Origin of the sequence: Planktothricoides sp. SR001 (assembly GCF_001276715.1) — a bacterium.
In the GTDB taxonomy this organism is placed as follows: Bacteria; Cyanobacteriota; Cyanobacteriia; order Cyanobacteriales; family Laspinemataceae; genus Planktothricoides; species Planktothricoides raciborskii.
In genome coordinates this window covers 224,419-241,962 of sequence record NZ_LIUQ01000002.1, presented here as the reverse complement: position 1 = coordinate 241,962, position 17,544 = coordinate 224,419, and the positions used below count along the sequence as shown (strand labels likewise).

15 protein-coding genes and 1 tRNA gene are annotated in these 17,544 nt (G+C 46.3%); 6 read left to right on the top strand and 10 right to left on the bottom strand.

The window, feature by feature from the left end:
- Positions 1-138 precede the first annotated feature (138 nt).
- Positions 139-1,122, bottom strand: coding sequence for an acyl-CoA desaturase (locus tag AM228_RS02265; RefSeq protein ID WP_054464468.1), 984 nt, complete (start codon positions 1,120-1,122; stop codon positions 139-141).
- Between the two features lie 246 nt (positions 1,123-1,368).
- Between AM228_RS02265 and AM228_RS33920 the strand changes: the two genes are divergently transcribed.
- Both AM228_RS33920 and fabG read left to right on the top strand, forming a co-directional pair.
- On the top strand, positions 1,369-1,728 hold the full coding sequence (locus tag AM228_RS33920) for a hypothetical protein (protein WP_190879810.1): 360 nt from the start codon (positions 1,369-1,371) through the stop codon (positions 1,726-1,728).
- A complete protein-coding gene (fabG, locus tag AM228_RS02260; protein WP_054464467.1) occupies positions 1,613-2,380 on the top strand; it encodes a 3-oxoacyl-[acyl-carrier-protein] reductase in 768 nt (255 codons plus the stop codon). Before AM228_RS33920 ends, fabG begins: the two co-directional genes overlap by 116 nt.
- Before the next feature lie 212 nt (positions 2,381-2,592).
- Here the strand turns inward: fabG and AM228_RS02255 are convergent.
- Both AM228_RS02255 and AM228_RS02250 read right to left on the bottom strand, forming a co-directional pair.
- Positions 2,593-2,665, bottom strand: a tRNA-Phe gene (locus tag AM228_RS02255).
- A 169-nt stretch (positions 2,666-2,834) separates the two neighbouring features.
- Complete coding sequence (locus tag AM228_RS02250) at positions 2,835-3,221, bottom strand: PPC domain-containing protein (RefSeq protein ID WP_197285198.1); 387 nt, start codon at positions 3,219-3,221, stop codon at positions 2,835-2,837.
- A 608-nt stretch (positions 3,222-3,829) separates the two neighbouring features.
- Between AM228_RS02250 and AM228_RS36640 the strand changes: the two genes are divergently transcribed.
- The 3 genes from AM228_RS36640 (at position 3,830) to AM228_RS02230 (ending at position 8,939) form a co-directional block, all read left to right on the top strand.
- Positions 3,830-6,904, top strand: coding sequence for a glycosyltransferase family 39 protein (locus tag AM228_RS36640; protein WP_072160615.1), 3,075 nt, complete (start codon positions 3,830-3,832; stop codon positions 6,902-6,904).
- 29 nt (positions 6,905-6,933) lie between these two features.
- A complete protein-coding gene (locus AM228_RS02240; protein ID WP_054464465.1) occupies positions 6,934-7,248 on the top strand; it encodes a nucleotidyltransferase family protein in 315 nt (104 codons plus the stop codon).
- Between the two features lie 158 nt (positions 7,249-7,406).
- A complete protein-coding gene (locus AM228_RS02230) occupies positions 7,407-8,939 on the top strand; it encodes a phosphomannomutase/phosphoglucomutase (RefSeq protein ID WP_054464463.1) in 1,533 nt (510 codons plus the stop codon).
- Positions 8,940-9,021: 82 nt separating this feature from the next.
- Here AM228_RS02230 and AM228_RS02225 read toward each other — a convergent pair whose 3' ends face one another.
- From AM228_RS02225 to AM228_RS02210, 4 genes are all read right to left on the bottom strand, one after another.
- Complete coding sequence (locus AM228_RS02225) at positions 9,022-9,645, bottom strand: GvpL/GvpF family gas vesicle protein (RefSeq protein WP_054464462.1); 624 nt, start codon at positions 9,643-9,645, stop codon at positions 9,022-9,024.
- Positions 9,646-9,846: 201 nt separating this feature from the next.
- On the bottom strand, positions 9,847-10,032 hold the full coding sequence (locus AM228_RS02220) for a hypothetical protein (protein WP_054464461.1): 186 nt from the start codon (positions 10,030-10,032) through the stop codon (positions 9,847-9,849).
- A gap of 59 nt (positions 10,033-10,091) precedes the next feature.
- Positions 10,092-11,942, bottom strand: coding sequence for a hypothetical protein (locus AM228_RS02215; RefSeq protein ID WP_054464460.1), 1,851 nt, complete (start codon positions 11,940-11,942; stop codon positions 10,092-10,094).
- A gap of 150 nt (positions 11,943-12,092) precedes the next feature.
- Positions 12,093-14,066, bottom strand: a complete 1,974-nt coding sequence (locus tag AM228_RS02210; protein WP_054464459.1) for a serine/threonine-protein kinase — start codon at positions 14,064-14,066, stop codon at positions 12,093-12,095.
- Positions 14,067-14,273: 207 nt separating this feature from the next.
- Between AM228_RS02210 and AM228_RS02205 the strand changes: the two genes are divergently transcribed.
- Positions 14,274-14,756: a 2Fe-2S iron-sulfur cluster-binding protein gene (locus tag AM228_RS02205; protein WP_054464458.1), complete on the top strand. Its 483-nt coding sequence runs from the start codon at positions 14,274-14,276 to the stop codon at positions 14,754-14,756.
- A gap of 112 nt (positions 14,757-14,868) precedes the next feature.
- Here the strand turns inward: AM228_RS02205 and AM228_RS02200 are convergent, their stop codons facing one another.
- From AM228_RS02200 to AM228_RS02190, 3 genes are all read right to left on the bottom strand, one after another.
- Positions 14,869-15,315 carry a helix-turn-helix domain-containing protein gene (locus AM228_RS02200; protein ID WP_054464457.1) on the bottom strand — a complete coding sequence of 149 codons (447 nt, stop codon included), beginning with the start codon at positions 15,313-15,315 and terminating at the stop codon, positions 14,869-14,871.
- Between the two features lie 484 nt (positions 15,316-15,799).
- On the bottom strand, positions 15,800-17,311 hold the full coding sequence (ilvA, locus tag AM228_RS02195) for a threonine ammonia-lyase, biosynthetic (RefSeq protein WP_054464456.1): 1,512 nt from the start codon (positions 17,309-17,311) through the stop codon (positions 15,800-15,802).
- A gap of 39 nt (positions 17,312-17,350) precedes the next feature.
- Positions 17,351-17,530, bottom strand: coding sequence for a hypothetical protein (locus AM228_RS02190; protein WP_054464455.1), 180 nt, complete (start codon positions 17,528-17,530; stop codon positions 17,351-17,353).
- Positions 17,531-17,544 lie beyond the last annotated feature (14 nt).

Here is a 17,544-nt window from a genome sequence, read left to right as displayed (position 1 = left end):
ATAGCAATGCTAAAGTGGTGCCAAAAGTTTTGTAGGGGCTTCTCCGTGGCGGTGGCTGCCCCTAGACTGTAGGGGTAAGCTCACCAAGCCAAACCCGTTACCCCTACAATTACCACAACCTCTAAACGGATTGCTATACTATTTAATTTTCTTGGCAGCAATCATTTCCGGAGTTGGCATTTTGATATTCCAGGCTAGATTTAGCTTTTCTAATCCCCGAATAAACCAGGCACCGGGATCGATTTGCCACCATTCAAACCCATTAATTGCTGTGTTAGGAAAGGCGTGATGGGTATTGTGTAAAGACCCCCCTAAAGTTGGGATAGTTAACCAAAGATTATTGGTACTTTTTTCTGGGGTAGCAAAAGGACGATTGCCAAACACATGGCAGAAAGAGTTAATGCTATAAGTCCCCTGTTGGACTAGGAACATCCGCGCCATTCCTCCCCAGAGAAAACCATGTAGAATTCCGGCTAAACTGCCGCTGAAAATTCCGCCTAAAATGGCAGGAATTAAAAGACCTAAAAATACCCAAACAAAGTAAAATTTGTCAATGGTCATTATTAAGGGGTCTTTGAGAATATCCCGACCATAACGACCGGGACTGGTTCTTTCTGGGTCAAAAATCCAACCGATATGAGCGTGCCAGAGTCCTGGGAGTAATTCCACAGACTGGGAGCCTTGAAAGTAGGGTGAATGGGGGTCTTGTGCTTGATCGCTGTAGATATGATGGCGGCGATGATTGCTGACCCAGTAGATGACAGGGCCTTGTAGCGCCATGCAGCCAGCGATCGCTAAAAAGGCGCGAATGGGGGCAACGGTTTCAAAGGCATGGTGAGAAAATAGGCGATGATATCCCACTTCGATACCCAGAACCGTGAGGAAAAACATACTCAGAAATAGGATCCAATCTAGGGCGGTGATTCCTGAATAAAACCCTAGGGCGATCGCACCAATAAAGCCTAAACATGGCAGGGCGATCGACGCGGCAAATATCCACCGTTCTCGTTTCAGTTGAGATGGTCTAGGAATCGTGACATGGGGGATATTTGATCGTCTCTGAGCTTCTTCTAGGACATCGAGAGAATTCACCGGAGGCTTGATTTGAGAATCTAGCGGCATCTTGACACCGATTTAAATCATGGTTAGCTTTAGCTATCCTAACTGATTTTAGGACGGATAACGGCAAATATACCTTGACAACTTAAACCAATTATTTTAAGCCAGAAATTAACCGCTCGGCGGGCATAAATCCAGCAAATATTTTCACAGGTTAACCATTTTTAAATAACAGTAAAGTTACTGATGCTAAAATCTGATGTTCTGATGCTAAATCTGAAGTTAAAAGTTATGCATTCGTAGGGGCCAATGGCCATTCGCCCCTACAAAATAAATATCACTATTCACTATTCACTCTTCACTATTCACTCTTCCCTACACCCTACACCCTACACGACGGCGGCTTCCCTCTTCCCTACACCCTACACCCTACACCCTACACGACGGCGGCTTCCCCCGCCCCTCCGCACCCCCGCCAACAGCCAGCCTCGCTGCTGTAACCAAATCGCATTAAAATCGGTTAGTTTGCGATCAATTTCCGAGGAAATTAAAGATGGAACTTTTACCAGAACAGATGCAAAAATTACCCGATCGCGTGGCGATTGTCACTGGGGCTTCACGGGGAATTGGTCGGGCGATCGCGATCGCCTTAGCCGCAGAAGGGGCTAAAGTCGTGGTCAACTATGCCAGTTCCAGTGGGCCTGCGGATGAAGTGGTGACGACCATTACCCAAGCGGGAGGAGAGGCGATCGCCCTACAAGCAGATGTCTCCCAACCAGACCAAGTAGATAATCTGATCAAAACCGTCATGGATCAATGGGGTCGCATCGACATTCTAGTCAACAACGCCGGAATCACTCGCGACACCTTATTAATGCGGATGAAATTAGAAGACTGGCAAGCGGTCATCGACCTCAACCTCAGTGGAGTATTCCTCTGTACCCGCGCTGTCGCCAAAATTATGCTCAAGCAAAAAGCCGGTCGAATCGTCAATATTGCCTCCGTTGCCGGACAAATGGGCAACCCTGGACAAGGCAACTATAGCGCCGCCAAAGCCGGAGTCATCGGCTTTACCAAAACCATTGCCAAAGAACTCGCCTCTCGCGGCATCACCGTCAACGCGGTTGCCCCTGGATTCATTACCACAGACATGACCAAGGATCTCAAAGGCACAGAGGAACTGCTGAAATATATTCCCCTCGGTCGTTTTGGTCAACCCGAAGAAGTGGCTGGGTTAGTGCGATTTTTAGCTGCCGATCCTGCGGCTGCCTATATTACAGGTCAAGTGATGAATGTCGATGGCGGCATGGTTATGGCTTAGAAGCGATCGGAAAATATATCTGAAAAATATATTTGCAACTCACCAGGACTTACCCATCATATTGATCGGTTTGATTCGTGATTGGGGCAATTCATCAATTGCCCCAGCTTGCAGAAATGAGTCAAATTTGAGTGAACTGATATTCTCATCGCTAAAAATAAACCCCTATAAGCCATAGCCTATAGGGGTTTATTTAATCTGTTAATCTAATATGCCAGGAGGCGGGTTTGAACCGCCGACACGAGGATTTTCAGTCCTCTGCTCTACCAACTGAGCTATCCCGGCTTGTGTTTGTTCAACTTTATTATCTTAACTAATTAACTCAGGATTGTCAACCCATATTGGTAAAAATTTTTTTCTGCCTCCCCCTTTAAAGCGCCGATTGAAATTGGGACGCGATGAAACAGGGCGACTCCCTTAACTTCACGTCCCTGACCCATGAAGGTTTTGTCTATTAGTTGTCTATTGGGCGCAAGCGAGTGACTTTGAGGGTAAAGTTGCCCACTCCACCTTCGCCAAAGGCTCGGACTCGGACAATATAATCGCCGGTAGTTTGGATTCTGGCAAATAATAGAGAGTTGGTGGTGCCATCAGGTCCATCATCATTTTCCGCTATGGTGGTGCCATCAGGACCGATTAAGGATACTATTGCGTCGAAACCATCAGAGATTAAATCGATCGCTACTTGATCGACATCGGTGAGTGTGACTCGGTAGTCCCGGGCAAATCCCCCTTGACCCGTGGGAATATCTTTTTCTGAGAGAACATCGGTAATTTCATAGCGTCCCTTTAAGTCAATCGGGTTATATATAACTTGAGCGTTTACTTTCGGGGTACTCATGGCGATCGCCGCCACCGTTGCAGGGATGAAAGTGCTCCGCACCGCTACCGCGAACGTGGCGCGGCACCAGTTAAACAAAGGATTTTGAGTCATTATAAAAAAGCCACAATAATGGACAAGTTTTATCTAAGATACTGGAAGAATTTTCCCTAAGCCGGGAAATTGTACATTAAAACAAACTATTTGGCATCAAAATTTGCTAATTTTACTTGACAAATTTTAACTGACAAGTTTTACCTGACAAGTTTTACAATGGGCAATTTAACACAGAAAGTAAGAATTGGGGACAGTTTACCCTGACTACTGACAGGACGACGGCAAGACGTGGGGACAGGGGTACAATCAACCGTGAACCAAGAACCAAAGGCAACAGGCAATAGGAAAGAGGAAAGAGGAAAGAGGAAAGAGGAAATAGGAAAGAGAAAATAGGAAAGAGAAAATGGGAAAGAGAAAATGGGAAAGAGAAAATAGGAAAATTTTCTCTTCTCTGCCCCTCTGCCGACGGCGGGCTCCCCCGCCCCTCCGCCCCTCCGAACCCCTTTCCCCGTTCCCCGTTCCCCGTTCCCCGAAACCCAACCAACAACCAACAACCAAGAACTTCAGAAAAAATGACTAATCAGTTGAGTCGATCGCACAGTTGGATAATTTTAGGGGTAATCTGGTTGGTTTCCGCTGTTGGCGATCGCCTCTGGTTTGCCATTGATAACTCTATCCCCAGTTGGGACCAGGCGGATTATCTGACGGGGGCGTTGAACTATTGGCAAGCTTTCCAAACTCCTCAGTGGGGGAATCTTGACTGGTGGACAAGTTTATGGCAACTGTCGTCTAAAATTCCTCCCGGCACTTATATGATTACGGCGATATTTCACTCCTATTTTGGCTTAGGTGAAGATATCGCCACTTTAGTGAATTTATTCTTTAGCGCGATTTTACTGGTTTCGGTCTATGGCTTAGGCAGTTTGTTATTTCACCAGAAAGTTGGTTTATGGGCTGCCGGTTTATGTATGTTGTTTCCCGGCTTATATAATGTCCGCCTGGACTTTCTCCTCGATTATCCTCTAACGGCGGTGGTGACTCTCTGTTTCTATTGTTTAACTCTTTGGAAATATCCACCAGAAAAGAAAAGAGAGGAGAGAGGAGATAGGGGAGAAGAGAGAAAAGAGAAGAGAGAAAAGAGAAGAGAGAATTTTCTTGATCCTCTATCCTCTATCCTCTCTCCTCTATCCTCTATTCTCTATCCTCTATTCTCTTTCCTAAAGTTAGGGCTTGCCCCTAGTCAGTGGGGTATGGCGATCGCTTTTGGGCTATCTCTGGGGTTGGCCTTGATGATTAAGCAAACAGCGGTGTTATTTTTGTTTGCGCCAATTTTATGGGTAGTAGTCGGCAGCGTTTGGCGGCGTGAGTGGGGCAGACTGGCACAATTGGCGATCGCGAACTTATTGGCGATCGCGGTAATGTATCCCTGGTATCGCACCAACTGGTTACTAATTCTGACTGGCAGTAAACGGGCAACTATTGACTCGGCGATCGCGGAAGGAGATCCGCCATTAAATACCTTGGGGGCATGGACTTATTATCTTGAACAATTGCCCCATCATGTTTCTTTGCCATTATTAATTGTGGCGATCGCCGGATTTTTTTTGTACATAACCAGAAGCAAGAGGCAACGGGCAACGGGGAATAGGGAAGAGGGTGTAGGGTGTAGGGCCGCCATCGGTGTAGGGGCAGAGGAGCAGAGGAGCCGAGGAGCAGAGGAGAAAAATTCTCCCCCGCACAAGAGCCCCCCTGCCCCCCCGCTCCCCCGCTCCCCCGCTTCTCCTCCCCGGCGATGGTTGCTAGTTTTCTGGCTAGGGGCTTATTTGCTGTGTTCCCTGAATATCAACAAAGATTTTCGCTATGTCTTGCCCTATTTGCCGGTAGTGGCGATTTTTTTAGCCAATGGGTTAGTCGAGTGGCAGAGTCGATCGCCTCGTTGGGGGAAGAAAGAGGAAAGAGGAAAGAGGAAAGAGGAAAGAGGAAATATATTCTCTCTTCTCTCTTCTCTCTTCTCTCTTCTCTTTTCTCTCCCCTCGGTTGGGCGGTGGGTTCCTGCGGGGACTGTAGCTGTGACATTGTTACTGATGACAGTGAATTTATGGCCGGTGGATGATTTGTCCAGGATAAACTCCAGACAACCAGGACAACATCATGCTTATGCAGGCCCTGTTTGGCCAATTCGTGAGGCGATCGCGCAAATTATCCAAACCGAACCTTATTTACGTTCAACCGTGGGGGTGTTGCCTTCTACCCCTACGGTGAATCAGCATACCCTGAATTATTATGGGGCGTTGGCGAATTTCCAAGTTTATGGCCGTCAGGTGGGAACCCGGCGATCGCAGGTTGCCCAAGATGTGCGATCGCTGTCTTGGTTTCTCACCAAAACCGGCGACCAAGGTTCTGTGCCCGTAGAAGCGCAAGCCGCCACAGTGCAAGCAGTCCAGACAAGTCCAGACTTCCAACTGCACAAAACCTGGCAATTACCCGATGGTAGTACCTTGCAACTCTATCACCGCCAATCCCCAAGCATTCAAGTCATAACGACAGATATCACCCCGCCACCGCAAATTAAATTAGAAAATGTCACCGTGTCCCCTGCTGCCCCCCCAGGGCAACCTATTCCCGTGACTTATCAGTGGTTGGGCAACTGGCAAGATTTGCAAAATGGCTTAGTATTGTTAACCTGGAACCAACAACCAAACAACCAACCAACAACCAACAACCAACAACCAACAACCAACAACCAACCAACAACCAATAACCAAACTAACTATTGGTTACACGATCGCGCGATCGGTTTAGGAAAGTTGCATAAAAACGCAAGAAACCCGGTTTCTTCAAGAAACCCGGTTTCTATCACCGACTCTGTTTCTATCACCGAAACATTAGCTATGTTGCCACCGGGGAATATTGCCCCAGGAATCTATACTTTAAAAGCGGAATATCTTAATCGGCAAACTGGCGAAACTTATCCGTTAGAAGTGCCGAATAATGTGCAAATCAAAATTGACCCAACGGCGGCGGCAACTCCTGCGCCAGAGTTGGATTTAGTCACTCAATTGCGATCGCTTGCCACTGCCTTACCCCTGGGAGTGGATGCCCTCAGTCCTGTTTTTGATGACATTGGCAGAATCAACCAATATGACCCGACTCAAGATTATTTAACCCAAGCCCAATTAACTTTAAAAGCGCGATTAAGCGGACAGGATAATCTCGATTATGCCTATAATTTAGCTTTAGCAATGGTGTTAAAAAGAGATGCCCCAGGTGCGATCGCGGCTTTAGAAAAAGTCGTTCAACTTGATCCAAAAAATCCTTATGCTCATGGCTATCTTGCTTTTGTAAATCTCTATGATTGGCGTCCAGGTGCGGCAGAAAAAGCCTTGAAGCCCGCCCTAGAAATTGACCCAAACCGCCAAGAATTTCAAATTCTCAATGCTTTAGCTGCATTATTCCAAGGCAATTTGCTCAAAACCTGGCACCGCACCTCCCCCTTGCTTCCCCCAGAAGTGCAAGGATTAATTTCAAAAGTGGGACTATCTTTATTAATTCTCATCGGGGCTTTCCTAGGAGTGATCGGCTTTTTGATTGGGAGAATAATCTTTAAAAAAGCTAAAGAATTTCAACATAAGCCAAAAAATCGCTAAAATAGAAAATAGATGAGTAAGTCATAATTATGGAAAAACAAATCAAGGCTTATCCAATCAATATTCCATTACCGAGCATTGCCGAAATTTGCCAAACCTACCATATCCAAAAACTTTCTTTATTTGGTTCCGTGTTAAGAGATGACTTTGGACCGCAGAGTGATATTGATATTTTAGTAGAATTTCAAGCGGGAAAAACTCCCGGATTTCGCTTTATTAACATTCAAGATAGACTCTCGGAACGTTTAGGTCGTACCGTTGACTTGAATACACCTCAAGACCTGAGCCGCTATTTCCGAGAACAAGTTTTAGCTGAAGCCGAGGTAATCTATGTTAAAAAATGATTATATTAGATTAATTCATATGTTTTTTTCATCAAAAAAATCTATATTATATCAAATATTCGGATTATGTATTAAAGGAAAAATTAACCACAAAGACACAGAGAACACAAAGAGAAATATTAGGGTAATATTAGAGGAGTTGATTGTCTCAGCATTATATGAAACATAACAAACATTTTCACTGGAAAAAATTACAAAATGGTTCAGATATCCGGGGAGTCGCCCTGGAAGGAGTCGCCCATGAACCAGTCAATATTACCCCAAAAGTGGTAGAAATTTTGGGGCAAGCTTTTGTGTTATGGCTAACGGAAAAATTTGGCAAAGCTGCGTCAGAATTAACTATTTCTTTAGGCAGAGATAGTCGATTATCGGGAGTAAGTTTAATCGAAGCCGCCACCGCTGGAATTACTTCAATGGGGGCTAAAGTTTATGATTTTGGCATGGCGTCAACTCCGGCCATGTTTATGAGTGTTGTGACACCGGAATTTGCCTGTGATGGGGCAATTATGCTCACCGCTAGTCATTTACCTTTTAATCGTAATGGTTTAAAATTTTTCACTTCTCACGGTGGTTTAGGAAAAGCGGATATTTCGGCAATTTTAGAACTGGCAGAACACCATAAATTTGAACCTGCTGCCACGAAAGGAAGCATTTCCCACCATGATTTTATTTCCGTTTATGCCGCTGGATTTGTGCAAAAAATTCGCGCAGCGGTGAATCATCCCGAACATTTTGACGAGCCTCTTAAAGGCTTAAAAATTATTGTGGATGCGGGCAATGGGGCAGGGGGTTTTTATGCGGAAAAAGTGCTGAAACCCCTGGGGGCAGATACGACGGGCAGCCAATTTTTAGAACCCGATGGCACATTTCCTAACCATATCCCCAACCCGGAAGATAAAGAGGCGATGGCTTCGATTTGTCAAGCAGCGATCGCCCAAAAAGCGGATTTTGGGATTATTTTTGATACGGATGTCGATCGCGGGGCAGCAGTGGATTCTACCGGCAAAGAATTAAACCGCAATCGCTTAATTGCTATAATGTCGGCAATTGTTTTAAGAGAACATCCGGGGTCTACAATTGTCACCGATTCGATTACTTCCGATGGACTGACTACGTTTATTGAACAAGAGTTAAAAGGTAAACATCATCGTTATAAACGCGGTTACAAGAATGTGATTAATGAGTCAATTCGCTTGAATGAATCCGGGGAAGAGTCTTGGTTGGCGATCGAAACCTCCGGTCATGGGGCGATGAAAGAAAATTATTTTCTGGATGATGGGGCTTATTTGATTACTAAGCTATTAATTGAATTAGCTAAATCTAAATTAGCTGGCAAAAACTTATTAGATTTAATTGCCAATTTCCAGGAACCAGCAGAAAGCGAGGAATTCCGGTTAAAAATTAGCACACCAGAGTTTAAAGAATATGGGCATCAGGTAATTAACCAACTGCAAGAATTTGCCGCCAAGCAAGCGGGTTGGCAAATTGTGCCGAATAATTATGAAGGGGTGCGGATTTCTTGTCATTCCCCAGAGGAAGATGGCTGGTTTTTGTTGCGCTTGTCTCTGCATGACCCGGTAATTCCTTTGAATGTTGAGTCGAATGTTCCCGGTGGGGTGAATAAAATTGTGACTCGACTGTTAGAGTTTTTCGAGTCTTTTGAGGCTTTGGATTTATCGGTGTTTAAATAATCCGTTTATCCCCATTTATATTTCTCGTTTTCTCGTTCCTAGGCTCTGCCTGGGAACGAGAGATATCTATCGATTTAAACTTTTAAACAAAATGATAGGGCGGCAGTGATTCGCTGAGGAATAATTGCCAAGTGGGATGGTTCTTCTGCCATGTTTGGACGTATTCTAGAAGTCGCGACTCTTGATTTTTTGGGATTAATAAATAAAGTCTATTGGTCGTGCCTTGGGGTTCGCCGATAATGGTTAGAAATCCGGCTTCTTTGCCTGTTTCGTGGAGAAACCGGGTTTCTGCGATCGCCTGTTGGAGATTTTCCCATTCACGATTTTGTTGGGTTTGAAATTCTTGGATTATGGAAAAGCGTTGTTTTTTAGCTAATAAATAGGCTTTTCCTTTGGCTTGCGGATCTGTATCCGGTACGGGGACATCTAAGGGTACGACTTTGAGGGTGTATTCGGCTTTGCCTTCAAATTGGTTTAATTTGGTTAGATATTCTTTTTGTTGCTGGTTTAAATGGGCGATTAAATCCGCATATAAACGGAAGATGGTGCCAAATCTTAGGGGTAAAATGGTAGTTTGGTTAAATAATTCACAAAGAATGTGATCGTAGGTCAAAACTGCCTGCATCAGACGGCGATCGTCTTTTTCTAAGGGGGTTAGAGATGTTAACCCTGGTTCAGCGATCGCCCCGATATTTTCCGTCGGCAATTCCGTCTCATATCAAGTCCGTGCGATCGGTTACAAAAACAATCCTGTCTCATTAAGATGGATTCCCGCATATAGCGCTCCAAGGACGCATACTCCGAAGGAAGCGGTTCGGGACAGTAGGGGCGAATGCGAGAAAGCCCCTACGTGAATAATCAGCGAATACACGGACTTGATATTACTGGGTTGCTCTATTATAAGTGATTATGCGGACATGATATCAATTAGTTGTAAATCACCCTCAATTCCTTGGGGCAATTGTAATGAATTTGCGGGACTTTTAAATAAAGCGTAAATATAGTTTTTGCGACAATCTCTGCTAATAAACCGAGTTAAGAAACCGGATTTCTGCGACAAACTCGGAAAATTCCGACGCCGTGGGTTCGTCATCGGTGTGGTCTACACCCTACACCCTACACCCTAAGAAGCAAGCGGGTTTCTGTGTTAATTTAAGTCGGGATAAATTCTAATTCTAAGCGAAATTGTGCTAACCCAGATTCCCAGTTTTTGGCTAGATTTTGGATATCGATGTTGGCTCCATTCATTAACCACTGAAAAGAGGGGGTATTTGCTTTAATTTGTTGGCTCAAACTATGTAGGATCTGTTCAACCATTAGGGGTTGCATGGATAATTCAGTATCGGGCGATTTGCGAAGCGATCCGCTGTCGAGGAATCGCACAATAGTGTTTGGCGACAAGTACAAAACTTTTTGACCGGGGTGTTTTTCCCAAGATTGACCGGTGGATAAATCCACCGTAATTGTTTCATTTCCCACCTGAATTTCAAAAATGGCTAATAACCGGAGAATGCCAATTTTCCAGTCTTCTCCGGGGCTGAGAACCATCGCCTCTACACTGCCAATTAACTGCATCATCGGATAAGAACTGGTAATGGTTTGCCAGAGTAATCGCTCCATGCACTCATCGATCAAAACTTCTCCGTCACCCCAGGGAAACTCCCAATTTTCGACTAAATCATAAGCAGTTGTCACCAACTCAGAAATTAGATTTGAGTTGAGAGATTCATTTTCCGCTGTTAGAAACTTGTTTTTTTCAAGCAACCCGGTTTCTAACCCGGTGTCTGAAATAGATTCTGGCTGAATCTGTGGCAGTATTCTGATTAATGTTTCTTCAAATGGGATTTTGGCGGATTCTTGCAATATTGCCGGTTGAGAAAGTCGCAGCATTCGCTTACCATACAGACCAGACCGAGGGAATGATTCAGAAATATCGGCAACAATTGGTTGACCCAAGGGTGCGCTTTGACCTTCTGGTTCTGGGGAATTTTCTGGTGATTGGGGCAAAAATTCCCAATCCATTGTCAGTTGCAGAAAACCACTAAGCCATTGGTGATTTGGCGACAACCATTCCACCGATTGCGGTTCCATTAACTTGGCCAATTCTGGGCTGGTAAATTCGATTTCTTGGCGTAACTGAGTGATTAGCTGACCGGCGGAAATCGGTGACAAGAAACCGGGTTTCTGCGAGAAACCCGGTTTCTGCGTCGATTTATGCCAAGAACCAGAACTTAAATTAAGAAACCCGATTTCTGAACCAGAACTTAAATTAAGAAACCCGGTTTCTGGAGTTTCTGGAGTTGGCTCAGATGTTACGTTATGGGTGGCTAAGTCGATAAACCAATGATGGTCTGAGTTCCAGACGGACAAACCCACCACTAATCGGATTAAGCCAATCTCAGGATTTTGAGGCGATCGCACTATCTGGGCAGGAACGCCGCCAATTAGTTGCATTACGTCATAAGAACTGCTGACTAGATGCCAAAGTAATCGAGGAATTAAATTATCGACGACGATTAATGGAGAGGGGTGCGCTTGTGCGCTTGTGCAGGGGTGCGGGGGTGCGGGGGAGATATTTTTCCCATCTGTCCCTTTGCTCCCCTGCGCCTCTGCGCCTCTGCGCCTCTGCTCCTCTGCCCCGGAAGCCCCGGAAGCCCTGTTGCTTGACTGCCCGAAGGCGTCCAGGACATCGTAAGCTTCGTCCAGGACGTAGGGAATCAGGTTTTCTGAGGTTTTTGGCAAGTCCGCAGGCCATCCACCGAAAGGAGATCGCAGTTCCGCGACGATTTCCACCAGTCGCGTCATTGCCTCTAATACTGGTTGGGTTGCTTGTCTCTGGTTGGTTGTCTGGTCGGTTGTCTTGTCTATTGTCTGTTGTTCTGAGACCAAGGAGGTTTCTGCGGACGAACGGTTTATGCGATTCCGCGAGAGCGGAGGCCAGCGCGAATCGCCTAGTTTGAGGACGGTTTTGCTTAGAAAAGCAAATTCAGCAGAGTCGAGCATTTTTGAAGTTGATGTTGTATGTTGATACTCTAGATTTCCAGAAACCGGGTTTATGTGTCAATTTAGGCCAAAAATCAGCACTTAAATTCAGAAACTTGGGGCAGAAACCGGGTTTATGTGTCAATTTAGGCCAAAAATCAGCACTTAAATTCAGAAACCCGGTTTCTTGATTTGAATAAAAGAAATACAGCTACCATTCGCCGCCTCTGTGACCCCAGCTAGACCGAGAAAATTGTTGGTGATGTTGGTGATATCTTTGGTTTCAGCGGTGGTTTCAGCGGTTTCAGCGGTGGTTTCAGCGGTGGTTTCAGCGGTTTCAGCTTCTGTTCCAGTCCAAAACCCAAATCCCAGGGGAGCCTGGAAGCCAAATTGAAACTTACCATTATTCTGTCCTTGGCGATCCAAACAGGTGATTTCACCTTTAGCATTGGCTAACAGACAGCCTCCGGGGATGGGAGATAAACAAGTTGGCATGGTTTCTAGGGGAATTCGCATCAGTTGCATGGGGAAAAGCTGGATCCGCCAGACGGCGGGTCTGGGCTCCCGGACAATGCCAAACAAAATCCCTGGGGCATCGGTGAAAATCAGTCGCTCAAAGAGAAGAGGCGATCGCACCGAACCCATCTGCGTCCCCTTACGGCTATACATCTTAAAGATAGTTTGGGGCTTTTTGGCTTCGCGGCTGTGCCAGACGCTTAATACATGACGGCGATCCAGAAACATCAACTGGGGCAACATACCCACGGACAGAGAAAGGCTTTTTAACAACTTCACCGGCGGTGGTTTGTTTCCATCTTGATCGGTTCCCAAGGAATAAAACCCAAATCGCAGAGTCTTTTTTTCCGGCTGGCTCAAAACTGCCACCACCAACGATTGACCACAAGGGTCAGCCGCTACCGTAAACCCTTGTTTAAACTTCAACAAGCGGTGAGGTTGCCTAGATTTTGCCGATACCCAGTAAATCGATCCGCTTTTCCCTGGGTCTAACTCACAGGTACTCACTAAACAGCTATTTGCCAAAGGGATAATTTCCTGAACCGGTTCTGGGAAATTTAGGTGTATTGCCTCGGTTTGGCATGGCTGCCAGTTCAAAACTGTGTTTTGCTGGAAAATTCCGTAAAGATTACCATGTCCTGAACATAGACCTGTTAAAACACCAGGTAATTCTTGCTGGTCAAAGATACAAATATTTGGCACTTGTATTCTGTCCTCATCTTTGTTGGGGTCAGCTTCTTTGAAGGGCAGAGGTCTTGCCATCAAGGGTAAAATCTCTGGATGATTCATTACTTGCGCGATCGCCTCTGACATTTTTGCCGCTGTCCCATAGCGGCGCCCTTTCAACTTGGCCAAAGCCTGTTTCAAAATGGCCTGCAAAGGTTCTGGCAGACCAACGGGAATTTCCAGGGGTTGATTTAAATGCGCCCACATCAACCGTTCTGGTATTCCCGTAAAAGGACGATCACCCAGCAACAGTTCAAAAAACACAATTCCCATCGCATAAATATCCGAGGAGCGAGAATACATCCCATAAAATGCTTCCGGGGACGTATAAGCAGGCGCTCCCACCACATCAATACTCCCGTCCGCTGATTCTACGGTGCCTCGATTTTGAGCGATTTCTGACAAGCGACGGGCAATGCCAAAATCCGATAAGCGCGGCAACCACATCCCGGCATCTAATCCCAGGAGGATATTTTCTGGCTTAATATCACAGTGAATAATTCCGTGACGGTGAGCTTGTTCTAGTCCCGCCAGAATTCCTTGCATAATAGTTAAGGCTTCACCCAAGGAAAGGGAATTTTCCGACTCTAGCAACTCACGCAAGGTGCCGCCTTCACAGTAATCCATGACCAAATATCGCGCCGTGGTGGTGGCTTCAAAAGCGCGACAGGTGACAATGTTGGGATGTTGTAAGGTCAACAGTGACCCCAATTCTCGTAAAAACTTAGATGTGGATAAGCGACGGTGGGTGATTTCCTTCAATGCCACCAGTTGGCCGGTTTGCCGTTCTACGGCACAAAAAACCTGGCCAAATTGTCCCTGTCCCACCCGGGCCAAAACGCGGTATTTCGGAAGCTGTCGGCTAAGAGACCGCGATTTACTATCTTGAACCCACTCCTTCATACGGCTGGTTTGCCCCCATGTTATGCCACTTAAACTATGATTATTGTCGCTCCGATGTGAACATCGAAGCAATTTGTATTTTTTGTGCTAATTTTGTCCCTGCACCGTACTGACTCAAATAAAAATTTACCTTTGCCGCCGCTTTTGCCCACAATCACCGCTGATTGAGTTATAGATTTAAATAGATTACACGCTCATCAGCACAATATGGTTAAAACTGTCAGGCTAGAACCGATCGCCCAAAATACGGAAATTCAGACTAACGCTAATCTTTTATCCGCACTGTTGCAAGAAGACTTGCACGTTCTCAAAGAATGTGGCGGACGGGGAATGTGCGCGACTTGCCATGTTTACATCAAAGACGGGATGGAAAGTCTTTCCGGCATCTCTAAACGGGAACAGCGCACCCTAGAAGTGATTACCACCGCCAAACCCAATTCTCGCCTTGCCTGTCAGTCACGAGTCCTGGGTGAAGGGGTGGTGGTAGAAGTGCCCGCTGGTATGTATATTGACGCGATCGAAGATATTGAAGCATTAATTGGCAGACGAACGGAACAACCTTTACTTCACCCTCTGACTGGGGAAGTGGTCGTAGAGTCTGGAAAATTAATTACTCGTTCCGTGATTACTCAACTTAAAGATGTTCGTTTAGCCGTGGGGGAAACTTTAGCCCGGACTCGCGACGCTTAAACAATGATGGGGGGTAACGGGGGACAGCACCCACGAACCCGCCAAAGTGCTCCGCACCGCTGCGCGAGCGAATCCGCTTCTGGATCTAGCCGCACAGGGGCGATCGCGCCAATTAAACTCGACTGCGGGGCAAGCGGACTTTATGCTTACGCAAAATGCGGATCACCTGAGTGCCACTTAATTCAATTCCGGTTTTTTCAGCCAGATAAGCCGCTAATCGTCCACTGGTCCAAAATTCACTTTCATAGCCCAATTCATTAGGCTTTTGATGAACGATTTTAAGCAATAAGTCGATATAATCACTGTCTGCTTTGCGATAATTCCCCTGTTCCCGTCGGTCTTTCATGGTTTCGAGATTGTCTGGATCCCCATGTACGCACCAATAAGCCACGGTTCTATAAGAACACCCAATAAAGTCAGCAATTTCCTCATAGGTTTTGCCGTCATGTTTCAACAGGAGAATCAGGGCGTGCTCCCGAAATCTAGGGCATTCGCTTTCTCGTAAAGCCTTTTGGAGTCGTTTTCTTTGGGGATCTGTCAGAAAGGGTTGTCCTGCCATTCTTAAAAGATTCTAGGGGTCATCTCTTTTTATTTTATGCTATTTAGATGTTTAAAAATACTTCGGCAAACAAGAAACCGGGACAAGAAACCGGGTTTCTTCAGTTAACCTTTGCCACCCCACAGGCCCCTACATAGAAACCCGGTTTCTAACCCCTCCAGGTTTCTGCCACCCCAGGGACAAGAAACCGGGTTTCTTCAGTTAACCTTTGCCACCCCACAAGCCCCTACATAGAAACCCGGTTTCTAACCCCTCCAGGTTTCTGCCACCCCAGGGACAAGAAACCGGGTTTCTTCAGTTAACCTTTGCCACCCCACAGGCCCTTACATAGAAACCCGGTTTCTAACCCCTCCAGGTTTCTGCCACCCCAGGGACAAGAAACCGGGTTTCTTCAGTTAACCTTTGCCACCCCACAGGCCCCTACATAGAAACCCGGTTTCTAACCCCTCCAGGTTTCCCACCCCTCCAGGTTTCTGAACCCTAACTAGGCCAAAAATAACTGATAAGCCGGATTATGATTTTCATCCCAGTAGCGATAACCGAGGGTATCGAGAAATGCTTGCCATTCCTGCATTTCTTCTGGAGGAACTTGCATTCCGACCACAATTCGGCCATAGTCCGCGCCATTATTTCTATAGTGAAATAGGCTGATATTCCAGTTGGGACTCATGGAGGCGACAAATTTCATTAGGGCGCCGGGACGTTCGGGAAACTCGAAGCGGTACAGTAACTCATTATGCGCGAGGGGAGAATGTCCGCCAACCATGTGCCGCAAGTGCATTTTGGTCAGTTCGTCATCGGTTAAATCGAGGGTTTTTAAGCCATTGGCTTCAAAGGTTTCCACGATTTTCACGGCATCAGCCCGGTTGGTGACTTGCACCCCAACAAAAATATGGGCTTGTTTTCGATCGGCGATGCGATAGTTAAATTCGGTAAGCTGCCGTTTGCCCAAGCAGTCGCAAAATCGCCGCAAACTGCCAGGGGTTTCGGGAATGGTGACGGCAAAGATGGCTTCCCGACGTTCCCCAAATTCCGCCCGTTCCGCCACAAACCGGAGGCGATCGAAGTTCATGTTAGCGCCGCAAGCGACGGCAACCAGGGTTTGTCCTCGGATTTGTGTTCTCTCCACATAAGCTTTGGCCCCAGCGATCGCCAATGCCCCAGCGGGTTCTAAGATTGACCGGGTATCCTCAAACACATCTTTAATCGCGGCGCAAGTATCGTCCGTATCCACCAAAATAATGTCATCCACATATTCTTGACAGAGGCGAAAGGTTTCTTCCCCCACTTCTCGGACCGCTACCCCATCGGCAAATAAGCCCACCTGGGACAATTTCACCCGTTTTCTGGCTTTGAGGGATTGATGCATGGCATCCGCATCAACGGGTTCCACCCCAATAATCTTGATTTCTGGGCGCAACCGTTTCACATAAGCGGCAATGCCGGAAATTAACCCGCCGCCACCAATGGCGACAAAAATGGCATGAATTGGCTGCTGATATTGGCGTAAAATTTCCATGCCAATAGTTCCCTGACCGGCGATCACGTCAGGATCGTCAAAGGGATGAATAAAAGTTAAGCCTTTTTCTACTTCGAGTTGACGGGCGTGGGCGTAGGCTTCGTCATAGGTTTCCCCATGTAATACCACTTGTCCGCCTCTGGCTTTGACCGCATCAATTTTCACTTGGGGGGTGGTCACGGGCATGACGATAATCGCTTGGGTGCCTAGGTGACGGGCTGACAGGGCGACTCCTTGGGCGTGGTTGCCTGCGGAGGCGGCAATGACTCCTTGGGCAAGTTCTTCTGGGGGCAGTTGGGCCATTTTGTTATATGCCCCCCGCAACTTGAAGGAAAAAACTGACTGCATATCCTCTCGCTTTAGCAGCAGTTTATTATTGAGTCGGGCTGAGAGGTTTGTGGCTAATTCTAGAGGCGTTTCTTGGGCAACATCATAGACACGGGCGGTGAGAATTTGTACCAGGTAATCGCAACGCATGAGGCAATGGTTCGTTCTTTCGGTGAATGTGAGGCAATTTTATCTTAAAGCGATCGCATTCGTCCCCAGAGGGAACAGAAACCGGGTTTTTTTCTTAAATTTTTGTGATTTGGCCTTATAGCAGATGGTTTTTTTGGGGCTTTCAGAAACCGGGTTTCTTAATAAAATCTTTGTAATTTGGCCAAAGTTAACGCAGAAACCGGGTTTCTTCGCCATCATCAAGAATTGTTAAC

Excerpts from the sequence above, each read along its gene's own strand:
- AM228_RS02265 (WP_054464468.1), bottom strand. The coding sequence starts at position 1,122 with ATGCCGCTAGATTCTCAAATCAAGCCTCCGGTGAATTCTCTCGATGTC.
- AM228_RS33920 (WP_190879810.1), top strand. The coding sequence starts at position 1,369 with ATGGCCATTCGCCCCTACAAAATAAATATCACTATTCACTATTCACTC.
- fabG (WP_054464467.1), top strand. The coding sequence starts at position 1,613 with ATGGAACTTTTACCAGAACAGATGCAAAAATTACCCGATCGCGTGGCG.
- AM228_RS02250 (WP_197285198.1), bottom strand. The coding sequence starts at position 3,221 with ATGAGTACCCCGAAAGTAAACGCTCAAGTTATATATAACCCGATTGAC.
- AM228_RS36640 (WP_072160615.1), top strand. The coding sequence starts at position 3,830 with ATGACTAATCAGTTGAGTCGATCGCACAGTTGGATAATTTTAGGGGTA.
- AM228_RS02240 (WP_054464465.1), top strand. The coding sequence starts at position 6,934 with ATGGAAAAACAAATCAAGGCTTATCCAATCAATATTCCATTACCGAGC.
- AM228_RS02230 (WP_054464463.1), top strand. The coding sequence starts at position 7,407 with ATGAAACATAACAAACATTTTCACTGGAAAAAATTACAAAATGGTTCA.
- AM228_RS02220 (WP_054464461.1), bottom strand. The coding sequence starts at position 10,032 with ATGACGAACCCACGGCGTCGGAATTTTCCGAGTTTGTCGCAGAAATCC.
- AM228_RS02215 (WP_054464460.1), bottom strand. The coding sequence starts at position 11,942 with ATGCTCGACTCTGCTGAATTTGCTTTTCTAAGCAAAACCGTCCTCAAA.
- AM228_RS02210 (WP_054464459.1), bottom strand. The coding sequence starts at position 14,066 with ATGAAGGAGTGGGTTCAAGATAGTAAATCGCGGTCTCTTAGCCGACAG.
- AM228_RS02205 (WP_054464458.1), top strand. The coding sequence starts at position 14,274 with ATGGTTAAAACTGTCAGGCTAGAACCGATCGCCCAAAATACGGAAATT.
- AM228_RS02200 (WP_054464457.1), bottom strand. The coding sequence starts at position 15,315 with ATGGCAGGACAACCCTTTCTGACAGATCCCCAAAGAAAACGACTCCAA.
- ilvA (WP_054464456.1), bottom strand. The coding sequence starts at position 17,311 with ATGCGTTGCGATTACCTGGTACAAATTCTCACCGCCCGTGTCTATGAT.
- AM228_RS02190 (WP_054464455.1), bottom strand. The coding sequence starts at position 17,530 with ATGATGGCGAAGAAACCCGGTTTCTGCGTTAACTTTGGCCAAATTACA.